The following is a 22,582-nucleotide window of genomic DNA, read 5'->3' as shown; positions in this document are numbered from 1 at the left end:
CAGATTTGTGAAAAGAAAAACTAGAAAAATTTTATATTTGATGCTGCTCCTCTGTTGCATGATCGGATTATGTGGCTGTAGTAGCTGTGGAAAAAATGAGAAGAAATCATCCGATGGAAGCTCCGTTTCCGAGGTTGAGAAAAATGGTTTTGTATTTAATGATGAAAACCTCACCATTAATGATAAGTACAAAGGTTATTTTCAAAATGGCGGTTATATCGAGATCAATTCAAAACATGATATTTTACAGATTGACCAGTTTACATCAAATACAAATAATGTAGAGTATTTTGTTCAGGATAACGATGCCTTATGTATGTATTCCTTTATTGCAGGAAAGACAGAAGATGTAAATATGGGTACCGATAAAGAGTCTGTAATAGCTGCTTTGTCTAAATATAAGGAAATCGATATTGATACATCTTCGGAATCAGAATATGAAAACGATAATGGAGTATGGTATCGGTATATTACCAAGGATGTTTCAACAAAACAATTCGATCAGAATTTTGATTTTGAGACATTTCTTCATTTTGACAAAGAGAAGGATATGGTCTATATCGTAATGATCGTGAAAGATGCAGAAACAACAGATGATTATCTGGATATTCTGGACACACTTATCTTAAATGATAAAGCGTATAGTGTATACAAAAATGAAGAGTTTTTTCAGAAAGTATCCGATTCTTCGTATCAGTTTACCATAAATGATTATGACTGTACGATCTCTAAAGATGTTGTCTATAATATTAATGGTTATCAGAATATGGGGGAATATGAGACTATTTACTATGACCAGTATGGAATAAATATCATTCCTTCAAAAGAAAAAATTGATATTAAGGAACGCGTTTCATGGATAACAGACGAGTATTCCGACTATAAAGAAGATTCATTTGTGAATAAAGACGGTTACAAAGTAAATTATATTTCGCTGACACTGGATTCCGATAAGGATCTGATTAGGCATTATGCCTTGGCCAGTATTGATACAGGGCATGGATATGTCGTGTTAGATATTATGGGATACAATGGAGAGCTTGATTTGGAATCTGTATGCAGTGGATATGATATTCGAGATTAGCAGGGAGAGTGATGAGTAATGAAAGTTGAAAATGTTTTAAAATTATATTACAAATACAAAAAACTGTTAATCTTATGTGGATTTGCTTTTTTCATTTTTATTGGAGTGAAATTCAATTCGGTGGAAGCAAAAGCTTTTGTTTACAACAATAATTCTTGTGTAGCATATCTTGACTGGGGCCAGCATAATAATAAAGCTGCATGTGTATGGGTTGATACTGGATCTGTTAGTGTATGGGCAAGTAGTAATACAAAGGTTGGAGTTTGGATTGCCGGATCATATACAGGAAATGGAGAAAGTTGGGTTGATTATAGTGGAAGTTCCGGTTCCAAAAACCGTGTATGGGGAAGAACCACAGCACAAAGACAATGTTTATATGGATTTCGATTGGAATCGTTTAAAGGTAATAATGGTAAAACATATACTGCTGGTTCAGATTATAAAATTGATGGTACTGCGTATAAAGATTTGTATACAACTACAGAGGCTCCTTCCGTTTCAATCACAGGAGATCAGACAGTAGATAATGGAACAAGAGCATCATTTACTACTTCTGTATCTAATTATAGAAAAGTAAGTGGACTTAATTATAGATGGTGGATTAAGGAGAATAGCCTTTATGGTGGAAACTGGTGGGAATGGACATCCAAACAAACAGGAAGTGTAGGTTCGGTATGCTATGGATCATCTTCGGTAACTACAGGAGATCCATATATATACTATTATCGTGATGGAACGATTATTTCTTGTTGTGTATGGTATTTTAATTCAAACGGGAATGGCGTATATACGGAGTCTACAAGACGATACATAAATATTAAACCATGGAAACCTACTACGAGCCAAATCCAGGACTATTATACATGGAATAGTAAAAACGCAGTATTCAGCACTGTATTGGGTTCTGTTCCAGATAAATGTACACAGACGATACAATGGAGATATGGTAATAATCCATGGTCTAATATAGGAAACCTGTCAAATGGATATTTTAGCGCATTGGGATGTACGGTGTCTGGCGCTAATTCTAAAACATTGACATTATCGGGATTGTCCTCGTCTACAGTCGGTGTCAATAAATACAGGGTTGCTTATACAGCTTATAATATTGGACCTGGAGGAACTTATAGTGATCCTGCATATGACCTTGGAAATGCAGCAATACAGGTATATCCGATACCGTCTGGTTCATTATCAATCAGCAATGTTACTGGTACATCAGCAAAGGTAACGGTTAATCCAAGCAGTACGACAGGTATTGCAAACTATGATCTGAGTACCTATGCAGTTTCCAGAGGATCATCAACAGCAGTTCGTTCTGGCAAACAGAGCAGTAATGCTTTTACAGTGTATACATCAAGCCACGGCAACACCGTAGGAAATTACTATTCACAGGCGTATGTGTATACGTCTTCCGGAGTAGAAGCAGCACTTACAAATGCAAATAAGACTTACAAAATTGGAATTGCGATGGCTCTGGATAGCAATTATCCAAAAACTGGTTATGCTTACATTAAGGAGGGTAATACATATCCAGGCTACTTTACTTATACAACATCTTCCGGCAGCTCAACAGGTAGTTCCTCAACCGTACGTTTTTATACAAAAATTTCAACAGCGGGTTCACCGGCAAGTTACACTTATAAGTGGTATAAAACCGGTAGTTCCACTGTCCTGAAAACAGATTCAAGTACATCTTCAACAACAAGTTATCTTGAACTTTCTGCGGGAAGTATAACTAAAGCCAATAACGGAAATCAATATTATTGTGTTGTATCAAATGCGGCAGGATCTGTGCAGAGTGCCAGTGCAAAATTGGATGTACAATATCTTCCAGTATTAAATAGCAGTTATCCGCAGGATACATCCGTAGCATCTGGAGGAACAGCAGCGTTTTCTGTAAGTGTCAGCACCGCAGGAAATCCGACCAGTTATAAATATCAGTGGCTTGTGAAAGACAATTCTGTTCATTCCAGTTTCCCTTCCAGTGCGACAAGCACAGGAACCTATACCTGTCCTTGGTGTGGCCAGAGTGCATCTGATTATACATATACATGTTCTGATTGCTCACAGACCTATGTATTATGTTCGAAATGCGGAAAACATTTTACTTCTGGACGTGTCAGAATCGTTCTTGGAAGTGATAAAAATATTTACCGGGCAGTGAGTGGATCAAATTATACAGGAGCCACAACATCAAGACTGAGTATTTCAAACCTGTTAGCAAAAAATTTCAACGGTAAAAAATATATGTGTGCCGTTAGCCTTTATAGTAATGATTACAGATTTGCATATACAGGTTATAGAACATCAAGAGTTGCTACTTTAACTGTAAAAGCTACCAGACCGGTATTGACTGGACCTTCCAATCAGGCAGTGAAATCCGGCAAGACAGCTACATTCAGCGTTACGGTATCGACAGCAGGCGTTCCGGCACCAGACAGTTATGAATGGCAGTATTCTTCTAATGGTGGTTCCACATGGAATACACTGGGAAGTACACTTGGTTCAAGCACGATCACAAAAACAACGACAAGCAGTGCATATACAATCAATGTATCAAACTGTACAAAAAATATTACCGGCTATAAATTCCGCGTGGTTGTAAAACAGAGTTCAGAAAACCTTACTACGACATCATCTGCAGGAACCCTTACGGTATATTATCCGCCGACACTTTCTGGCCCGTCTAATATAGCTGTTGGGGCAGGAGATACGGCATCATTTACTGTAAATATTACAAATAAAGGAAATTATCCTTATTATAATATTACGTGGTACAGAAATGGATCTGCTGTTTCCACGAAAACAGGTCAGAGTGCAGCGAGTCAGACCTATTCCGTGACAGCAAGCAGTGGTATGAACGGACATCAGGTATATTGCGTAATTACTCCATATGTAACATCCAGTACAGAAGCAGATCTGATTACTGTTACATCGAACCAGGCAACGATGACTGTTTATTATGCACCAGTCTTAAACAGTGCATATCCGAAAGATACAGCTGTCAATGAAGGATCAACAGCAACTTTTGCAGTAAGTATCTCGATCGCAGGAAACCCGGCAAATTATACATACCAGTGGTATTATGCACAGCCAGGGGCATCATGGACGAAATGGAGTGGAGCAACATCTGCGTCTGCGACAACATCTGCTATGCCAGCATCCTGGAATAAAAGTAAGTTTAAATGTACGGTATCACAAAGTGCATCTAAAACATCAGGAACATATACGAACTCCGTTACCTCAAGAGAGGCTACGTTGACGGTATATTATGCGCCGACACTGAATGCATCTTACCCGAAAGATGTAACGGTAAATGTTGGGGTGTCCGCAAGTTTTGCAGTAAGTATCTCAACCGCAGGAAATCCGGCAAGCTACTCTTATCAGTGGTATAAAAATACAAGTAATTCCAACAGCGATGGTTCAGCAATCTCAGGTGCAACAGGTTCATCTTATACGATTGCAGCATCTTCCGTTACAAAATCCTTAAATGGAACATACTATTATTGTATTGTTAGAACAAATAAAGTTGGAAGTCTGGCAGATTTTTCAAGAACCAGTCGTGCAGCTAAATTAACAGTACAGTACGTTCCAGTATTGAACAGTGCATACCCGAAAGATGTAAATGCTATCTCTGGAAATGCAGCAAGCTTTTCCGTAAATATCTCTACGGCAGGCAACCCGGCATCATATACCTATCAGTGGTATAAGAACAGTAAAAATGCGAATAGTGGAGGAAGTGCAATTTCTTCTGCAAATTCAGCTACTTATACAATTGCAGGATCTTCCGTAACAAAGGATATCAATAACACTTATTATTATGCACAGGTTAGCAATGCGGCAGGATCAGTATATTCCAGAGCAGCGAAACTGACCGTGTACTATAAACCGATATTAAATTCAGCATATCCACAGGATGTAACCGTATCAGCAGGTGGAACAGCATCTTTTGCAGTAAGTATCTCAACCGCAGGAAATCCGGCAAGCTATACTTACCAGTGGTATATCAATTCCAAGAATGCAAACAGTGGCGGTAGTGCAATCTCCAGTGCAACGGCATCCACATATAACAGAACAACTGCAAGCAGTGATAATGGTACCTATATTTATTGTACCGTTACAAATACAGCAGGAACGGTGACAAGCCGTGCCGCAAAACTGACGGTTAATTATAAACCTCAGTTGAATGCATCTTACCCCCAGGATAAGACTGTTGTGGTTGGAAAGACGGCGACTTTCGAAGTGTGTATTTCAGCAGCCGGTTACCCGGCAAGCTATACATGCCAGTGGTATCAGAACGGTTCCACAATCAGTAGTGCGACATCTACAAGCTATACAACAGCAGCAACCACGAAAGGCATGAATGGATATAAATATTATTGTACGGTAAGTAATGCAGGTGGAACAGTGACAAGTCGTACTGCAACGTTGACAGTACAGTACCCGGCAGTTTTAGATGGCAATTATCCGAAAAATGCATCCGTAGTGAGTGGCAAGAAAGCAACATTTGAAGTAAAAATTTCCACAGCGGGAAATCCGGCAAGCTATTCTTACCAGTGGTATCAGAACGGCTCCGCAGTAAATGGTGCGACATCTGCAAGCTATACGACACCTGCAACCACAAAGGTGATGAACGGATATACTTATTATTGTACCGTTGCAAATGCAGGTGGAACAGTAACAAGCCGTACAGCAACACTTACGGTACAGTACCCGGCAATATTAAATTCCACTTATCCGCAGGATACTTCTGTAGTAATTGGAAATACAGCAATGTTTGAGGTGAAAATCTCAACAGCAGGTAACCCGGCAAGTTATTCTTACCAGTGGTATTCCAAAGCAAACGCATCTGCATCAGCAAGTGCGATCAGCAACAGCAATAGTGCAAAATATACGACAGGCGCAACCACCGAGGCAATGAATGGTTCGTATTATTACTGTACTGTTACAAATGCAGGCGGATCAGTCACAAGCCGATCTGCTAAACTGACCGTATATATACCACCTGTGCTGGATAGCAATAAACCAAACGATGTAACGGTTGTTGCGGGACAGAGTGCGACGTTCAATGTCGTGATTGCAAAAGATGGAGTACCAGCAACTTATACATATCAGTGGTATTCAAAGATCAGTGCATCGGATAGCTGGGTGGCTATTAATGGAGCAACAGCAAAGAGTTATACAATTAACCAGACAAGCGTTCTCCAGAATGGAAGTTATTATTACTGTAAAGTAACAAATGCAGGAGGAATAACAAGTTCCAGAGCTGCACAGTTGACGGTACTGTACACACCGGTCTTAAATGCGTCCAAACCATCTGATGTTGCGATCAACGAGGGCCAGAATGCTTCTTTTGAGATTGGTATCAGTACCGCAGGAAATCCGGCAACCTATACCTACCAGTGGTACAAGAATACAGCAAATGATAACACAAGCGGATCAGCAGTTTCCGGTGCAACGAGTGCAAGCTACTCAATGGCAAATGTTCGAAGAGACAGTCATAATACGTATTATTATTGCATTATCACAAATAAAGCCGGCAGTAAGACATCAAGAGCAGCAAAACTCACGGTATACTGGAAACCGACTTTAGATAGTAGCAATCCGGCAGATGTTACAAAGAATGTTGGAGATAAGGCTTCCTTTAATGTAAAAATTACAACAGCCGGAAATCCAGACAGTTACCAGTATCAGTGGTATAAGACATCATCTGCAACAGCAGGTGGTAATGCAATTTCCGGAGAGACCAGTGCATCTTATGTGACACCTACTCTGGAAAAGACAGATAATGCAAAATATTATTATTGTACAGTTACAAACCGCGCAGGCAGTGTAGCTTCCAGAAAAGCACTCCTGACCGTAAACTGTACTCCGGTATTGGATGATTCCATGCCAAAAGATGTTACTGTAAAAGAAAATGCATCTGCATCCTTTACAGTTGCCATCAGTTCACCGGGTAACCCGGCATCATATACCTATCAGTGGTATAAGAACACAACAAATGCAAACAGTAATGGTACGGCAATTTCCGGTGCAACAGATGCTACTTATAAGATCAGCAGTGCAGCTAAGAACCAGAACAATACTTATTATTACTGTAATGTAACAAATATTGTAGGAACGGTAACAAGTCGTGCAGCAAAATTAACGGTACAGTATGTTCCGGCATTAAATACGGATTATCCGAAAGACGTAACCATTAAGTCCGGAGAAAGTGCTACTTTTGAGACAAAGATCAGCACCGCAGGAAATCCGGCTGAATACAGCTATCAGTGGTATTACAAAAAAGCATCTGATAAAGACTGGACGACATGGGTCAGCCAGACAAATGCATCTGCAACTACAGCACAGCTTGGAAATGCATGGAACAGTGCAAAATTTAAATGTGAAGTAACAAATATTGCAGGAACGGTTACATCAAGGGAAGCAACCCTTACGGTATACTATAAACCGGTATTAGACAGCACCTATCCGAAGGATCTGACAGTACAGGTGACAAAAGAAGCGTCATTTGAAGTGAAGATCTCTACAGCAGGTAATCCAAACAGCTATCAGTACCAGTGGTATAAAGATGATATTGCTGTAACAGGTGCAACAAATGCAATCTACAAATTTAATGCATCTACAAAAACACTGGATGGTTCCAGATACCATTGTGTAGTAACAAACAGCGCAGGTTCTGTTACATCCAGAGATGCAGTGCTTACTGTATTGTATCCGGCAGAGATTGATCCGAATACTCCAGAAGATGTAACGGTAATTGCAGGAAATGATGCAACATTTAAAGTAACTTTGTTTATTGAAGGTACATCCACCCCAACTTACCAGTGGTATAAGAACACTACCAATGCAAACAGTAGTGGAACAGCCATTGCCGGAGCAACGAAAGCTACTTATACAATTCCGGGAGAACAGGTTACCGAAGGCATCAATAACACATACTATTACTGTGTTGTAACAAATAATGGTGGTTCAGCGACCAGCCGTGCTGCAAAACTGAATGTACAGTATAAAGTAAAACTGAATACAGATTATCCGAAGGATGTTTCTGTTGGTGAAACAGAAAATGCAAAATTTGATATTTCTGTAAGTCAGAATGGTAACCCTGCTGAATACAGCTACCAGTGGTATGAGAAGACAATTGCAGAAGGCGGTGGAAAAGCCATTGCCGGAGCAGTACAAAGCTCATATACAAAAGAAAATGTAGATTGGTCGATGAATGGTTACCGTTACTACTGTATCGTTACTAATGTAGCCGGAGATGTAAAATCCCGTGAAGCACAATTGACGGTATATTATACCCCAGTGCTGAACGCAGATTATCCGCAGGATGTGGCAACGGACCAGAACAAACAGATCAGTTTCAATGTATCTATCAGTACGGCAGGAAACCCTGCAGATTACTGGTATCAGTGGTACACAAGTAAGAATGATTCCAATACAAACGGAACCAAGATTGACGGAGCCACAAAGGCAACCTATACATTTACGGCGAAAAAAGCACAGAATAACACTTATTATTACTGTGTAGTCGGTTACACAAAACAGGGCTTTAATGGTGTCGCAACGAAATCATATTCGGATCAGGTGACATCAAGAGCTGCTAAACTTACGGTATATTACCGTCCGGAACTGGATGCGTCTTATCCGCAGGATGTTACCAAAATTGACGGGGAAACTGCTACTTTCACTGTAAAGATCAGTTCCCCGGGAAATCCGGCAAGCTATACTTACCAGTGGTATAAAAAGGCAAGTGCTTCTGCAATGGCAGGAAAGATTGATAAAGCAACAGCAAGCAGTTATTCAGTAAAGACGAATGCAGCATTAAATCAGTCGCAGTATTACTGTGTGGTAACAAACAGAGAAGGAAGTAGTATATCGAGAACCGCAACATTAACCGTAAAATATAAACCAATTTTAGATACTGCATATCCAAAAGACCTTGAAGTGTTTGATGGTAATGATGCAACATTTAAGGTAAATATTGCTACAGCGGGAAATCCAGCGAAGTACAATTACCAGTGGTACTGTAATGATGCAATCATGAGTGGAAGTACCGATGCAACCCTTACTATTCCGGGCAAGGATGTTAAGACGGGAATGAACCAGTATAAATACCATTGTGTAGTAAGCAATGGTGCAGGAAGCGTTACATCCAGAAAAGCAACACTGACGGTTGATTATGTTCCAATCCTGCATGATGACTATCCGATGGATGTTACCTTACGTTTAGGTTATGATGCAACCTATGAGGTGCATATTTCCGAACATGGAAATCCGGCCGAGTACAGTTATCAGTGGTATAAAGCGGAAAATGCTACAGCCAAAGGAACTGCCATCAGTGGTGCAAAAAGCAGTTCTTACACAAAGAAATCGGTTACCAAGGATGATGACCAGACATATTACTATTGTGTAGTGACAAATAAACGTGGATCAGTAGAATCCAGACATGCATTGCTGGACGTAAAATATGTTCCAGTATTGGATAGCACGAAACCACAGGATACAACTGTGATCGAAGGCAAAAAAGCAGTCTTTGATGTGGCAATCTCTGTAAAAGGAAATCCGGATAAGTATGAATACCAGTGGTATCGAAGAACTTCCGGAAGCAATGACTGGATAGAGATCAGTGGGGCAACAGCATCCGAATATACTTATCAGGTAAGCAGAGAGGACCATGAGAGTTACTATTATTGTAAAGTAAGTAATGAAGTAGGATCTGTAAGATCAAAAGAAGCAAAACTTACTGTACACTGGCTGCCAACTCTTGATTCCTCTTATCCAAAAGATGCCATTGCAACAGAATTGGTAGACGGAAAAGACAGTGCAACCTTTGAAACATCCATTAGTATTTCCGGAAACCCGGCTGAGTACAGCTATCAGTGGTACGAAGCGAAAGCGGGAGAACAGACAGGAGCAATAATCAAAGGTGCAACCAATAGTTCCTATACAATAGAAAAACTCACAAAAGAACGTGATCAGTACACTTATTATTGTATCGTAACAAATGCTGCAGGTTCGGTAGAATCCAGACATGCGACATTGACCGTGTATTATCTGCCTGAATTAGATCCGAACCTTCCGGCTGATTTCAATGTTTCCATTGATCCGGAGAAAGAGGCCCCAAGCGTGACGATTGAAAGCAGTGTAATGACACCGGGTAACCCAAATGAGTACACCTATGAATGGTTCTACCGTGAAAACGAAGAGGAGTCATGGAAGAGTACAGGTGTAACAACACAGAACCTTGACATAAACAATATCACAAAATACATCCACGGTTATCAGTTCTTCTGCCGTGTGACCAATGCAGCCGGAAGTGTGGATTCAAGAATAGCAACAGCTACCGCATATTATGTACCTAGCCTCAAAGAGATCACGATACAGCATGTATATGAAGGGGAGAGTGCAATATTCGAAACTGCAGTAACTGTTCCAGGAAATCCAGAACACTATCTGTATCAGTGGTTATACCAGACAGAAGAGGAAGTAACTCAGGATGTATGGCATGAAGTGACAGATGTTCAGAGTGATTCAACGGTACTGTATCTGCCAGGTGTTGACAGGACAATGCATAAGAACAGATACCGTTGCCGTGTAACAAGCCTTGCAGGAGACACTTATACGAATGAAGCATACTTATATGTATACTGGCCAATGAGTGCCCAACTCAATGCACAGATGGATGGTCATATCGGTTATCCGTTTGAAGAGGATGTAAAAATCACAGAAGAGGGTAATCCGAAAGAATACCAGTATCAGTGGCAGATCAGTAAGGATGGCGGTGCTAATTTTGAAGAGATTAGCGGAATGACTACCAAAACTTTAAATATTGATATGGTAACCAAAGAGATGAACGGATACCAGTACAGATGTGTGGTAACGAACCAGGCAGGTACAGTGGTTACAAATCCATCGACTTTTGTTGCACATGCCACACCTGTTTTGAAAGATCTGGAAGATATCACAGTGAAACAGGGAGAAAATGCAACCTTTAAAGTACAGATCAAACAGCATGGATCACCAGAAAAATATACATATCAGTGGTACAGAAATGGAGAAGCAATCTCTGGTGCAACGTCTGATTCTTATACGGTAACAAATGCAAAAGCATCTGATGATGGAAGCAAATATTCCTGTACAGTATCAAATGACAGTGGTTCCGTAACAACAAATGAAGCAACTCTTACGGTATATTACCTGCCAGAACTTGATAAACTGGTCAATGAACCCCTGATTGAACATGAATCACATGCATTCAGTGTATCAATCAAAAAGGATGGAAATCCGGATGAGTACACATATCAGTGGTACAAAAATGGAAAAGCGATTTCAGGAGCAACTGGAACAGAATATGTTATCGAAGATCCGACAAGGGATATGATCGGTGATACCTATTACTATACGGTAACAAATAAAGCTGGAACAGTGAAATCTAACGAAGTAGAACTGTCCATGTATTATCTGCCAGAGATCAAAGATCCGGAAGATGCAAAAGCTGACAAAGACGGTACGGCAACCTTTAAGACGGCTATCGTAAAAGACGGTAATCCGGCTGAATATACCTACCAGTGGTTCATCAAGCAGAATGCATATTCTTCCTGGGAGAAGATCGAGGGCGCAACCAGTGATACCTATACGTTTACGGCAACCAATGATTATGCCGAAGCAATCTTCTACGTGGCAGTCACAAATAAAGCGGGAACTGTAAACAGTAAGACCGCAAAAGTGTCTGTAGATTATAAACCTGTGATCACATCAAGTGGGGATGTATACCTGTATGAAAAGGATATACCGGTAGGTGGTACAACGGTTGAGATGAATGTCGATATCGTGACACATGGAAATCCATCATCATACCGTTATCAGTGGTATGAAAGAGATGGATATGACGGAACCTGGACTGCTGTAAAGGATGCAACCTATAGCAAACTGACACTGAAAGGTGTAGACAGAAGCTATAATTTAAAAGAATACCGGTGTGAAGTTAGTACGGATGCCGGCAGCGTATATTCCGTTCCTGCAAGGATCGTGGTATACCATACTCCAACGCTGGAAGGTGCTTATAATACAGCAGCAAAAGAAGGGGACAGCGCAGAATTTACAGTACGCATCAAATCAGAAGGCTATCCGCAGACATACTCTTATCAGTGGTATCGGGACGGAAAGATCCTCTCAGGAGAAACCAACGAAACGTATGAGATTGATTACGTGACGGAAGATATGAATGGAAGCAATTTCTATTGCGTCGTATCAAACCGGGCAGGTGAAGTTACCTCCAAAGTTGGTACCATGACCGTTTACACTGTTCCAAAAGTAGGAACTGTTAATGATGTAACGGTAAAGGCCGGAAATGATGCAACATTCCAGTTATCATTAGATGGTGATGATGGTACATATTCCTACCAGTGGTATTACAGGGTAAATGCAAGAAGTCCATGGCGTGTCATTGATGGTGCTACGGCAAAGAATTACAAAGCAGCAAAAGTAAGCAAATACATGGATGGTTATCAGTACCAGTGCCGTATCACCAATGCAGGTGGAACCAGTGAGAGTGCTACCGGAACATTGACAGTAAAATATTTGCCGGTTCTGTCTGTAGATACAGAAATAACTGCTGTAAATGGTGGCGATGCCGTATTTATGGCAGAAATTACGGAAGCAGGCAACGCAGATTCCTATACTTACAAACTGCAACAGAATGTAAATGGAAACTGGAACGATGTTACTGTGGATGAAGTGGAGTATGGTACAGATAATGTATCGGCAGCTGCACCGGGCAGCAGAGCTTCAGCCAGCAGCCAGACAAGTTCCCACAGCTATCGTGGAACACTGCGTAAAGTTTCCTCCAAGATGAATGGAAACAAATACCGGATCGCCGTTACGAATGATACCGGAACTGTCTACAGTTCAGATATAAAACTGGTCGTTTATGATGGACTTGCCATCACAGGACGTTCTACCGTAACAGAGGGTGATTCCCTTACACTGGATGTCAACGACTGCAAAAATGTACAGTTTACAACGTCTGGAGTGAAAAATAAGCTTACCGTTGATGCAGAGCACAACAAACTGTTACTGGAAACCTTTGACGGAAATACAGGACAGATTGTGATCACAGCTGAACGTGCTACGACACATGAGACCATTACAAAAACGATTACCGTTACCGAAAAATCGGTTGCATCCATTAGTGCAGAATATGTTGGAAAACCAGTTCCGAAAGGATCTGATTACAGTGTTTCCGATGTCCGTATCTATGTGACATACAATAATGGAACAACAAAGACAATCACCGGAGATGATCCGGAAGTAAGCGTTGATTCCACCAAAGTAACATCTTCTGTTACAGACAATTACTTTGTAGCAACCTACAGAGGAAAGAGTGCAGGCTTTACGGTACCGGGAGCAAAACCGACACTGGCAGTTCTTAGAATTGATGTACAGCCAGATAAGAAGGTATATGGTATCGGAGAGGTATTTGATACAAAGGGAATGGTAGTAACCGCGGTTTATAACAACGGTGAAGAGGCTACTGTAACTGATTATGTGATCAAAGGCTCACCGATCACAAGCGGCCAGACATTTGTAACCGTTGAATATACGGAAAATGATGTAACGGTCAGCGCACAGGTTCCAATCTCTGTAGACGAAAATGTAACGATCAAATATCCGGGCAATAATGGATGGATCAGTTTCAAAGAAGTTTACAAGATTGAAAAACTTTATTTCCGTTCCACCAATACGGAAAATACATCCCCGGAAACGGATGGATGGGTTGATGTCACCGAAAACATAAATGAACGTAAGAAAGTTGACATCAAGGCAGGTTACGGATTCGAACTGAAGGTATACACAAATTACTACACGAATCGTGCAAGTAATATTGAAAGCGTCTTATCTTCCAACATCTGGGAGCATGAGAACAAAAATGATACCACAGGGGAGATTGAGTATACCTACAGTACAGTATATCCGCTTGTAACACCGATCAAGAATCCGGATATCCTGTATCTGACAGCAACAAACAAAGCAACAGGAGCAAAGGTTAACTTTGATTCTGATGCGACAGATAAAACGTTTGTCACACTGGAGAAAACCAACAGTCTGCTCACAAAAGAAGAAAATGGCGGAGATGAAGATCTTGCTGATATGACTCTTGAGAAGCGTTGGGACAATTCTTCCAAAGTGTTTGAACTGAGAGAACGTGAAGTATATGAGGGTAATCCGGAAAGAAAGGTTTACACGAAAGAAAATGCGTTCAATTCCAATGGTGAGAATACTTATATCGTGACAATCACAAGTCCAATCTGGTATGGATATGACTGGGAAGCTGGAACAGATGCTTATGGCAAGTTTGTGAAAGGCTACACCAGCAAGCACTATGGAAGTACAGGCGGAAGCTCCAATGGTTCCTTACAGGCATGTATGAGCTTCGAACTGAACATTCTGGCAAACAATGACATCCATACACATATTCTTCAGTAACAGCATAGCAGGCTTACGGTGCAGGGGCACTGCATCGTAAGTCTTTCCAAAAGGAAAGAGAGAGGAGAAATGATGGTAAAATTAAAAAGTGAAAATTTAATAAAGAACTGTATCCGTCTGTGTGTAATCCTGTCGCTGCTGATCGCTGCTACATTATTTACTCACACAGAAGTGGCTCATGCGGAAACCATGACGTCATTAAATGCGGCCGGTACAAGATTCTCTGATTCTAAAGGAAATATTTACTATAAAGGATCATATGAAAGGGTTACGGTCCTGCTGCCGTATAACAGTGCAGCATCCACGGAGCAGAAGCAGAATGCGATGTTTAATTTTGCCCCAAACAGGAATCAGAAACTTGGTAATATCATGAGTACGGCAGGCTTCTTTTATAATACATCAGGTATTGCGCCTTACTCTGTCAAATACCATTCCGAAGATGCATTCGGTAACAGTAGTATCAACACCAGATGGCAGGCACATTTCATCCTGACCGATGGTAATATGGTAGAGTTCCGATATCTGGGATATACGACCTATGGCGATGTAGTAACAAACCCATTCTTCCTTTCGGACAATCACAAGGCAAGTTCTTATAATGGGAAAGGTATGAGTACCTATCATTTCATTGATATCAAAACTCATAAAGAAATGCCGGAAACATATAAAATCCCATCAGACCGAGACAGTACGCAGGTAGTTTCCAATATTGACAGGCTGGATAGAGTAGGTGGCAATAGCGTTGTCACGGATGGTTATAAGACGCAGTACAACTTAAATGCAGAAATTGCAAAGAAAACCTTTGATACCTGGTTTAATACCACTACAGTTGGAGCAAACTATAGGTATTATGCCATCCAGAAAGGATATACCGGAGAGACAGCATGGCAATACTGGAATGAGTATATTGAGATTGATGGAAATATCTATGATGGTAGTGTATCGCTTCGACTCACATGGGCTAACTGGTGCTATTATCGAACATATATCATTCCGCAGGAGCAGAACAGTAATGTGATTGCAAATAAGATCTACATTTATGATCTTGGCTCTGATGAACTGGTTGCCTCTACTCAGCTTGAGAACGGGAATTATCTGTATGCAGATACAGAAATTCGAAGTCCACAGGCTACCTTGTACAGAGGTCGGAAGTATTATGTAAAATATACTTTTAAGTATGCAACAAAAAATAGTGGATATACTTCTGCTACACCAGCAAATTCAGCTTATTGCAGAGATACATCACAACAATGTACCACAAGTATGTATTATGGTAATTCAAACATATCTGCAAGATCAGCAACAACAACATCTACTGTGTATGGTGATACAAGACACTTAACTGCTGATCAAGCATTTACTTCGGGTAATCTAAGTGCTTATAAATGGACAACAACAGAATTTGCAGGAAGACTGTTAATAGATATTTCACAGGCACAGGATTATGGTGCAATAGGTCTACAAGTACCATATCTGTATCAGGAAAATGGTGATAACTATGAGCTGTGCGATGATGAGTTGTTGATTTACTTTAACATTGAAGACCAAATGGATATGAAGTTTACTGATTATAATGCTGAGAAAAAACAGCCTTGGAAACAGGGCGATACAGCGGACAGTACCCGTATCTGGATGGAAGATGCAAATGGAAATGTACTGAAAGAATATAAGAGAAATGAGCTTTTCTATATCTGTTATGCTTATGAGCAGTCTTCCGGAAAAGACAGCATCAGTGATCCGGCAATTGATACAACTTTATATTCCACAAGTCTTGCTTCACAGGTAAAGAGTGGTAATAAAGTATATTCCGGTACGCTGACTGCGACTGGAACGACACTGACAGTAAATTCGCCACCTGTAGTATACCGGCAGCCTGTTGTGGTAAAATACGAAGAAACCTGGAAAGATAAATCTCTTCCGGGTGGCACATTATTCTTAGATAATACCAATTATCTGAATGTAAGCGCCAATATTTCCCAGAAACATACGCAGGCGAAAGAAAACTACTGGATCACAGCGGATGATACGGCTACCGCCCACTTCAAAGCAAGTCCGGCAGATATGCAGCTTAACAAAGTAACATTTTATGACCGGATGGAAAATGTACTGAAAGTTGATGTTACCTCTACTTCAAATAAAAAAGACTCCGATGATACCGTTGGCTATTATGACCGGGAGAAAACATTCGAGATCCGTTATGAGATTGAACAGAGTGTATTTGAGAATATCTATATCCCGAAACCGACTATTTACAGGATCATATACAGAGGTCAGAGAAATGCAGATGGTACGGTGTCAAAATACCTGGATGGAAATGGAAACTCGGTGATTATTAGACAGGGAACCCTTTCATCGGATACTCCACTGAAATATGATAAAAAGCCAGATTATAACCCGGTATATGCTTCTGAAAGCATGTCTACACAATGCGAAGCAATCTACATTGAGTATGCAGTAGCAGACCGACATTATACAGACTTGGAAAATGACATCAATGATACGTGGTGGTATATGGTTCAGAACAAAAAGCCGTATATAGCAACCATATCCTGTACCGTAGCAGAGATGCAGGTAGAGAAATCTGTCAGCCTCTATGACAGTAAAGGAAATGAACGTACCTTTATTCCTCATATTGGAGAAACCCTGAACTTTGGATTCTCCATCGGACATTATGGGGTAGGAAAAGAGCAGAGTTGGTTTGTTGGAGGAAGTATTTTTAATCCTTATCCAACCATGAATATCAAAGTAATCGATAATGATAAGCTTCCGGCAGGAACCAAGGTCACTTCTTATAACCAGATACCAGAAGGTAACAGTGCGATCATAAAAACCCTGACAGGAGTTGCAGATTCTATTTTGTACAGTGGATATAATGCATCAACGGGAATGGTTCCACAGGTTCGTGTAAAATCGGATGACGTAACGGTAAACAGCGGAAATATCACCGTTTGCGGACGGATTGTGGATGCACATGATGCCAACCTGAGCAATATCAAGCGGGATGGCAATGATGAATACTGCCAGACTTTTAAGGCAGAAAGCAATCTGAAAGTAGAAGATGTTTCTTATGTGCCGACAAAATCTGTGACGGGAAAAACCGACCTTGGACTGTCTGTAACTGTTTCCAGTATGGCAGGTAATTATACTGATCCGGATGAAGTATTATCTCCGGTAATCAGTGTCCAGAAATGGAATTACACGACATCAAAATGGGATGCTGTATATCACCAGACGATAAATATCGCAAATGGTACATGGGAAGTTACTGAAATTGAGATTCCGGATTTTGAGATCAGTTCCAATTCAGTTCGCCCTACACTGGTGAGAGTGGCAGTAAATGACAACACTGCTGCCAGCACATTTAAGTATCAGGAGTATGTACTTGCTGAAACAGACAGTACACTGCATGATAACCCATACAGTGATAATGCCCAGATAATAACCGTGACATACCGGACACCAGACTATGATTCCTGTCCGACCTGTATCGGAAGATAAAGATTGCAAATACAAAACGTATCTGCTAAAATGAAAAAGGCATAAACGATAATATGTATTCAAAATAATACAGCACAAAACCCCAGAGATTTTAAAAACTCTGGGGTTTTGTGTGTTTGAAAAGAAATGAGATGAAAGAATGTTATTTTGTGGCGTTGCATCCAGTACAGTAGTAGTAATCAGTATATGATTCGGTATGGGTAACGGCATCATGGTGCTTATAACCCACCACCACATCATTGCGTATACATACATATTCTTGTGCATCTGGATGTGCATCATATAAATGTGTTACACCTGCAGATGCAGAATCGAAACTAGCACCGCATCCATTACAAACCCACTGCTCTTTTCTGATCGGTTCATCATAAGCATCCTGGTCGACAACGGTTCTGGTAGCTGTATGTGCTACCCAGTTGTGTGTATGAGCCGGCTGTGACGGTTGAGGCGTAGTGGTAGTAGATCCGGAAGAATTTGAATTACCGGAATTACTGTTGTTACTTGGTGCCGACGTTGTATTGTTGGCAGGCTTTTTAGATGGAGCAGGTGTGTTGCTCTGTGTTCCAGAGACAGTCTGCTGATTCCGCACGTTAGAAGCACCCTCATTGGCATTATTTTGTCCTGATGCATCAGTTGCTGGTGTGTCATTAGAAGATACGTTATCGGACGGATTATTACCTTCTACGGTATCTGTAGGCGGGACATATCCGAATACAGCAGTGCCGGCAACATAAAGAGCTTCGGTATCTGCTTCATTTACCACATGCAGAGTGACCGGGTAATCAATGGTATATGTTTCATCAGAAGAAACATAGCTTGTCTCATCTGAAAGATTCATTTTACCATCTAAGACGGCCTGTAAAGCAACTGGATCGACCGTTACTGTCAACATGCCGGATAAATCACCTTCTATTGATACATCTGGTGTATCTTTCCAGACAACAGACTGTACCACGGACTGCTGAAAATTAAAAGCATCCGGGACAGTGCCAACCAGAGTATATACGTCTGAAAGATCATCAAGAAGAGATTTTACGTCTTCACTGGTAAAATTATAGCTAACCGTTTCTTTTTCCGCAGAAACGGAACTTGCTGGTGTCATTTCCTGTGATCTTTTCCCACAGGATGTCATTGACAAGGTTGTTGCTGTGATCGTAATCAATAATAAAAGTCTGACAAATTTAGCTTTCATAAGAATCTCCTTTCCCCTAAAAATATTCCTTATTATTAATACGTCTTAAAGCGTGTATTTCGTAACAAAAAGGGAATATTTTTCTTAAATATTTATTTTATCATATATTGAGCTGATACAGGGGAAAATAATGAAAAAGAATGCAATTTTTGATGAGATATGATATGCCGTAAATACGGATACTACCATACGGTAGGCGGTTGCCCTTGATGTAGAGAAGAGGGCTTGCAAGATTCCTCTTATTTATTGAGGGGGGGGATTCCCATGGAAACAATGCTTGGAATAGTCATTGCATTGCTGACGCTTTGCTGTGGCTGTTTCAGAGCTGGATATGTTCTTGGAAAAGACATTGGTTCTAAAGCAGACAAAAAAGTGCAAAAAAATAGACGCCTCCTGCAAAGTTGGCTGCTATTTTTAAGTAAGTAACTATTTGACAAGGGCATAACGTCTATCGGTAGTGTCCTCTTTTTATATAATATATCATTTTAAAGAAAATTATGCAAGAAATATGTTTTTTGTTGCAAAAAATGATTAGCTGTCGTATCTTGCTGATATTTTATAAGAAAGCGCCTGTATTTCTACAAGCACTCACTTAATCTAAAAAATAATATGCACAGTTTTATCTGAAACAAGTTTTACAAATAATTCATTATCAACTAATTCTGTAACTAATATCGTTGCATGATCTTCCTGTTCTTTACTATATGTAATTCTCCGTATATCTTTTCTATAATTTTCGAGATTATCTATATTAATCTTTCCTTTTCTTGCAAGCTGGCATAAAATAGCATCATTACTTTTATAGGAAACAGGTACCGGCATTTTTTCTGCTAGGGGGCCAAAATAGCTCATTGGAAAAATAAATTCAGTAATGTATGATTATGGTATCATCAATGAGAGGAGAAAATAGCCATGAACACTATTGACGAACGTATTGGAAAAAATATTCAGAGTATTAGAAGAAAACAGGGATTAAGCAGAGCAGCACTGGCAGAGAAGCTTCATGTTTGCATTGATACATTGAAGAGATGGGAGAAAGGAAAAAGACCTACAAAACCAGATGCGTTGGAAGCATTATCACGAGAATTACATGTTGACATTAGCACATTGCTTGGGGAAGACGTAAAGGCAATGGAGACAGTAAAAGATCCGAAAAAAGCAATTTTCAGTGCCATGAATGTAAAAGATGAAAAAGCTGCGCCAACAGAGGTGTTTGTTGGATTAGATGCAGTGGTACAGGAATGGAATGATTTCAACAAAGAGATGGATCAGGCTGTAGGCATCAAATATGAGGAAACAGAACAGATAGATGAAGAATTTTGCACATCCAATAGTTATCTGATCTTATTTGATTCAATGAGCCTTACAGTGTACGGAATCAGAGACTATGGCATGTACAAGCCAAAAGCAAGTGATTTTCTGTTCTTAACACGGTTTATACCTGTTTTCACACATCAACCGGAAAGCACAGAGACTTTGTTCAAAAGACTCATGGATATTAATGAAAAATTGCAGAATGAAATCAGAAACATGTATTGTGGTAACTTTTCTAAACCGATTGTATTGATCAGTCACCTGATGAAATATGATGGGACAAATAATTACATTGGCTGGTCGCTGGCAGAAGGAAAGTATGTTAAGGTATATGATTATAAATCATATCGCACTTCTTTTGGGATGTCAGAAGTTAATGAGGATTATGATAATAGAATCATTGTATCGGTTCAGGATAACACTTACCATATCACACCATTGTCCTCTGAATTAATTTCTGACATAGGATTAAATCTGTTTCCTGATCTCTGGGAGAAACAAATGAAATGGGATGCCTGGGAGAATCGGGACTTGTGGGAAAGAAAAACATATATATCTTCTGGATATAAAAAATTGTATGAGCAGGCAGTAAGTTATATCAATAGAGGACGTTTTTCTCAGTGTGGCGAAGATGAATGTTTTGTGGATCTGGAAAGCAGAGTTTCCAGATTTGAAGCACTGGAAGAAATTGGCGCACCAGATAGTGTGATTAATGATGAGGTGAACTTAATCAGAAAATCTATGGAAAAAGCAAAAGCAGCAATTCTGCTGGCAGCTATTTTTGATGATAATAATCAGGATGTAAAATAAGTAAAAGAATAACCGCATCTCACAATTGGCAAGTTGTGAGATGCGGTTATTTCTTTGCTTAACTTTATTTGGAAATAACAAAATCCATTTCGTTCAGATTATTTGTGGATAACAGGTCGAGAAGTCTGAAGGCTGGCCCAGTTGGATGAGTCCGTCCACATTCCCAAGTATTATGAACAAGGTTACTATTTGTAGTGCCCAAAAAGCTGCCAAGAGAAAAGCAGAGTCTTATATTCCGGTCAAGATGAATGATGAAAGACTGGATGTTACCAGATATGGAGGATACACATCCATCGCTGTTTCCGGATATACATTGCTTGAATATAAAGTAGGAGAAAAAACGGTAAAGAGTCTGGAAGCATTGCCGGTATACCTTGGTATGAGTGAAACTTTGTCAGATGAACAGATTATCGGATATTTTTCCAAAAGGCTTCAGCTTGAAAATAAAAAGGAAGTATCCGATTTTAAGATCATCAGACGGATGATTCCAAGCGGATCCTTGGTCAAATATAATGGATTTTATTATTATCTTGGCGGAAAATCAGAAAATTCAATTTATTTGCGAAGCGCAGTTCAATTATGTTTACCGGACGAATACATGTATTATGTAAAAAAATAGAAAAAGCATGTGACATCCATTATTTTGGTGAAAAAGGACAGGAATGGAGTGCAGATTATTTCAAAAGAAAAAAATATAGCTCTGTATAATCTGATCATTTCAAAATATGAAAATTCAATCTTCCGCAAAAAAGGCGGTGCGATAGGAAGTTGTATTATTAAAGGACGCGACAGATTTTTAAAATTGGAGGTAGAGGCTCAATGCGCTGTATTGATGCAGATCTTTCTTGATTTTAGAAAAAGTACGGGAGTAAATTTGTCAAAGATCGGAGGGGGCAACGGAAGTGGTATTATAAAGATGAGTAAAAAAATTAATGCGGCAGAAGAACTTGAACTGATCGAGCAATCTGTTACCGGTATTTACAAGATGATGTGGTATGATTATTGTATCAGATACTACACCTTTGATATCTTTTCTGTAAATTGAATTTATACTATCGGATTATAGATCCCTTTGTAGTTCATTGGAATTACAAAGGGATTTTTTACTTTATAGGAAAGTTCTCCTTTGGAGAACTCTCAGACTGTAGACAAACTTGGTGTTGGGTGTTATATCCAGCACCATTTTTCTTTTA

Annotated in this window: 7 protein-coding genes and 1 pseudogene; 6 read left to right on the top strand and 2 right to left on the bottom strand. The window is 39.9% G+C overall.

The genetic code is table 11. From position 1 onward, the window contains the following. The first annotated feature begins 7 nt into the window (after positions 1-7). From DXB15_RS03590 to DXB15_RS03580, 3 genes are all read left to right on the top strand, one after another. Positions 8-1,084, top strand: coding sequence for a hypothetical protein (locus DXB15_RS03590; RefSeq protein WP_118702056.1), 1,077 nt, complete (start codon positions 8-10; stop codon positions 1,082-1,084). Between the two features lie 18 nt (positions 1,085-1,102). Further along, positions 1,103-14,575 (top strand): immunoglobulin domain-containing protein, encoded by a 13,473-nt coding sequence (locus tag DXB15_RS03585; protein WP_118702055.1) that lies wholly within the window; start codon positions 1,103-1,105, stop codon positions 14,573-14,575. Positions 14,576-14,644: 69 nt separating this feature from the next. Then, a complete protein-coding gene (locus DXB15_RS03580; RefSeq protein ID WP_147404756.1) occupies positions 14,645-18,073 on the top strand; it encodes a hypothetical protein in 3,429 nt (1,142 codons plus the stop codon). 142 nt (positions 18,074-18,215) lie between these two features. Here DXB15_RS03580 and DXB15_RS03575 read toward each other — a convergent pair whose 3' ends face one another. Beyond that, complete coding sequence (locus DXB15_RS03575; RefSeq protein ID WP_118702053.1) at positions 18,216-19,265, bottom strand: hypothetical protein; 1,050 nt, start codon at positions 19,263-19,265, stop codon at positions 18,216-18,218. Positions 19,266-19,529: 264 nt separating this feature from the next. Between DXB15_RS03575 and DXB15_RS16880 the strand changes: the two genes are divergently transcribed. Next, on the top strand, positions 19,530-19,691 hold the full coding sequence (locus DXB15_RS16880) for a hypothetical protein (RefSeq protein WP_158582184.1): 162 nt from the start codon (positions 19,530-19,532) through the stop codon (positions 19,689-19,691). Positions 19,692-19,862: 171 nt separating this feature from the next. Here the strand turns inward: DXB15_RS16880 and DXB15_RS03570 are convergent, their stop codons facing one another. Further along, positions 19,863-20,117 carry a hypothetical protein gene (locus tag DXB15_RS03570; RefSeq protein ID WP_187119641.1) on the bottom strand — a complete coding sequence of 85 codons (255 nt, stop codon included), beginning with the start codon at positions 20,115-20,117 and terminating at the stop codon, positions 19,863-19,865. 60 nt (positions 20,118-20,177) lie between these two features. On the opposite strand from DXB15_RS03570, the gene DXB15_RS03565 reads away from it, so the two are divergent. Both DXB15_RS03565 and DXB15_RS17195 read left to right on the top strand, forming a co-directional pair. Continuing rightward, complete coding sequence (locus DXB15_RS03565; protein ID WP_118702052.1) at positions 20,178-21,389, top strand: helix-turn-helix domain-containing protein; 1,212 nt, start codon at positions 20,178-20,180, stop codon at positions 21,387-21,389. 145 nt (positions 21,390-21,534) lie between these two features. After that, positions 21,535-22,434 (top strand): annotated as a pseudogene (locus DXB15_RS17195) (Cas9 endonuclease PAM-interacting domain-containing protein). Positions 22,435-22,582: the final 148 nt, after the last annotated feature.

Origin of the sequence: Roseburia sp. OM02-15, assembly GCF_003481835.1 — a bacterium.
GTDB classification, from domain to species: domain Bacteria; phylum Bacillota; class Clostridia; order Lachnospirales; family Lachnospiraceae; genus Eubacterium_I; species Eubacterium_I ramulus_A.
Note: the sequence above shows the minus strand (reverse complement) of the source record. Positions and strands in the feature narration are given on the sequence as shown.

Excerpts from the sequence above, each read along its gene's own strand:
- DXB15_RS03585 (WP_118702055.1), top strand. The coding sequence starts at position 1,103 with ATGAAAGTTGAAAATGTTTTAAAATTATATTACAAATACAAAAAACTG.
- DXB15_RS03580 (WP_147404756.1), top strand. The coding sequence starts at position 14,645 with ATGATGGTAAAATTAAAAAGTGAAAATTTAATAAAGAACTGTATCCGT.
- DXB15_RS03575 (WP_118702053.1), bottom strand. The coding sequence starts at position 19,265 with ATGAAAGCTAAATTTGTCAGACTTTTATTATTGATTACGATCACAGCA.
- DXB15_RS16880 (WP_158582184.1), top strand. The coding sequence starts at position 19,530 with ATGGAAACAATGCTTGGAATAGTCATTGCATTGCTGACGCTTTGCTGT.
- DXB15_RS03570 (WP_187119641.1), bottom strand. The coding sequence starts at position 20,117 with ATGAGCTATTTTGGCCCCCTAGCAGAAAAAATGCCGGTACCTGTTTCC.
- DXB15_RS03565 (WP_118702052.1), top strand. The coding sequence starts at position 20,178 with ATGAACACTATTGACGAACGTATTGGAAAAAATATTCAGAGTATTAGA.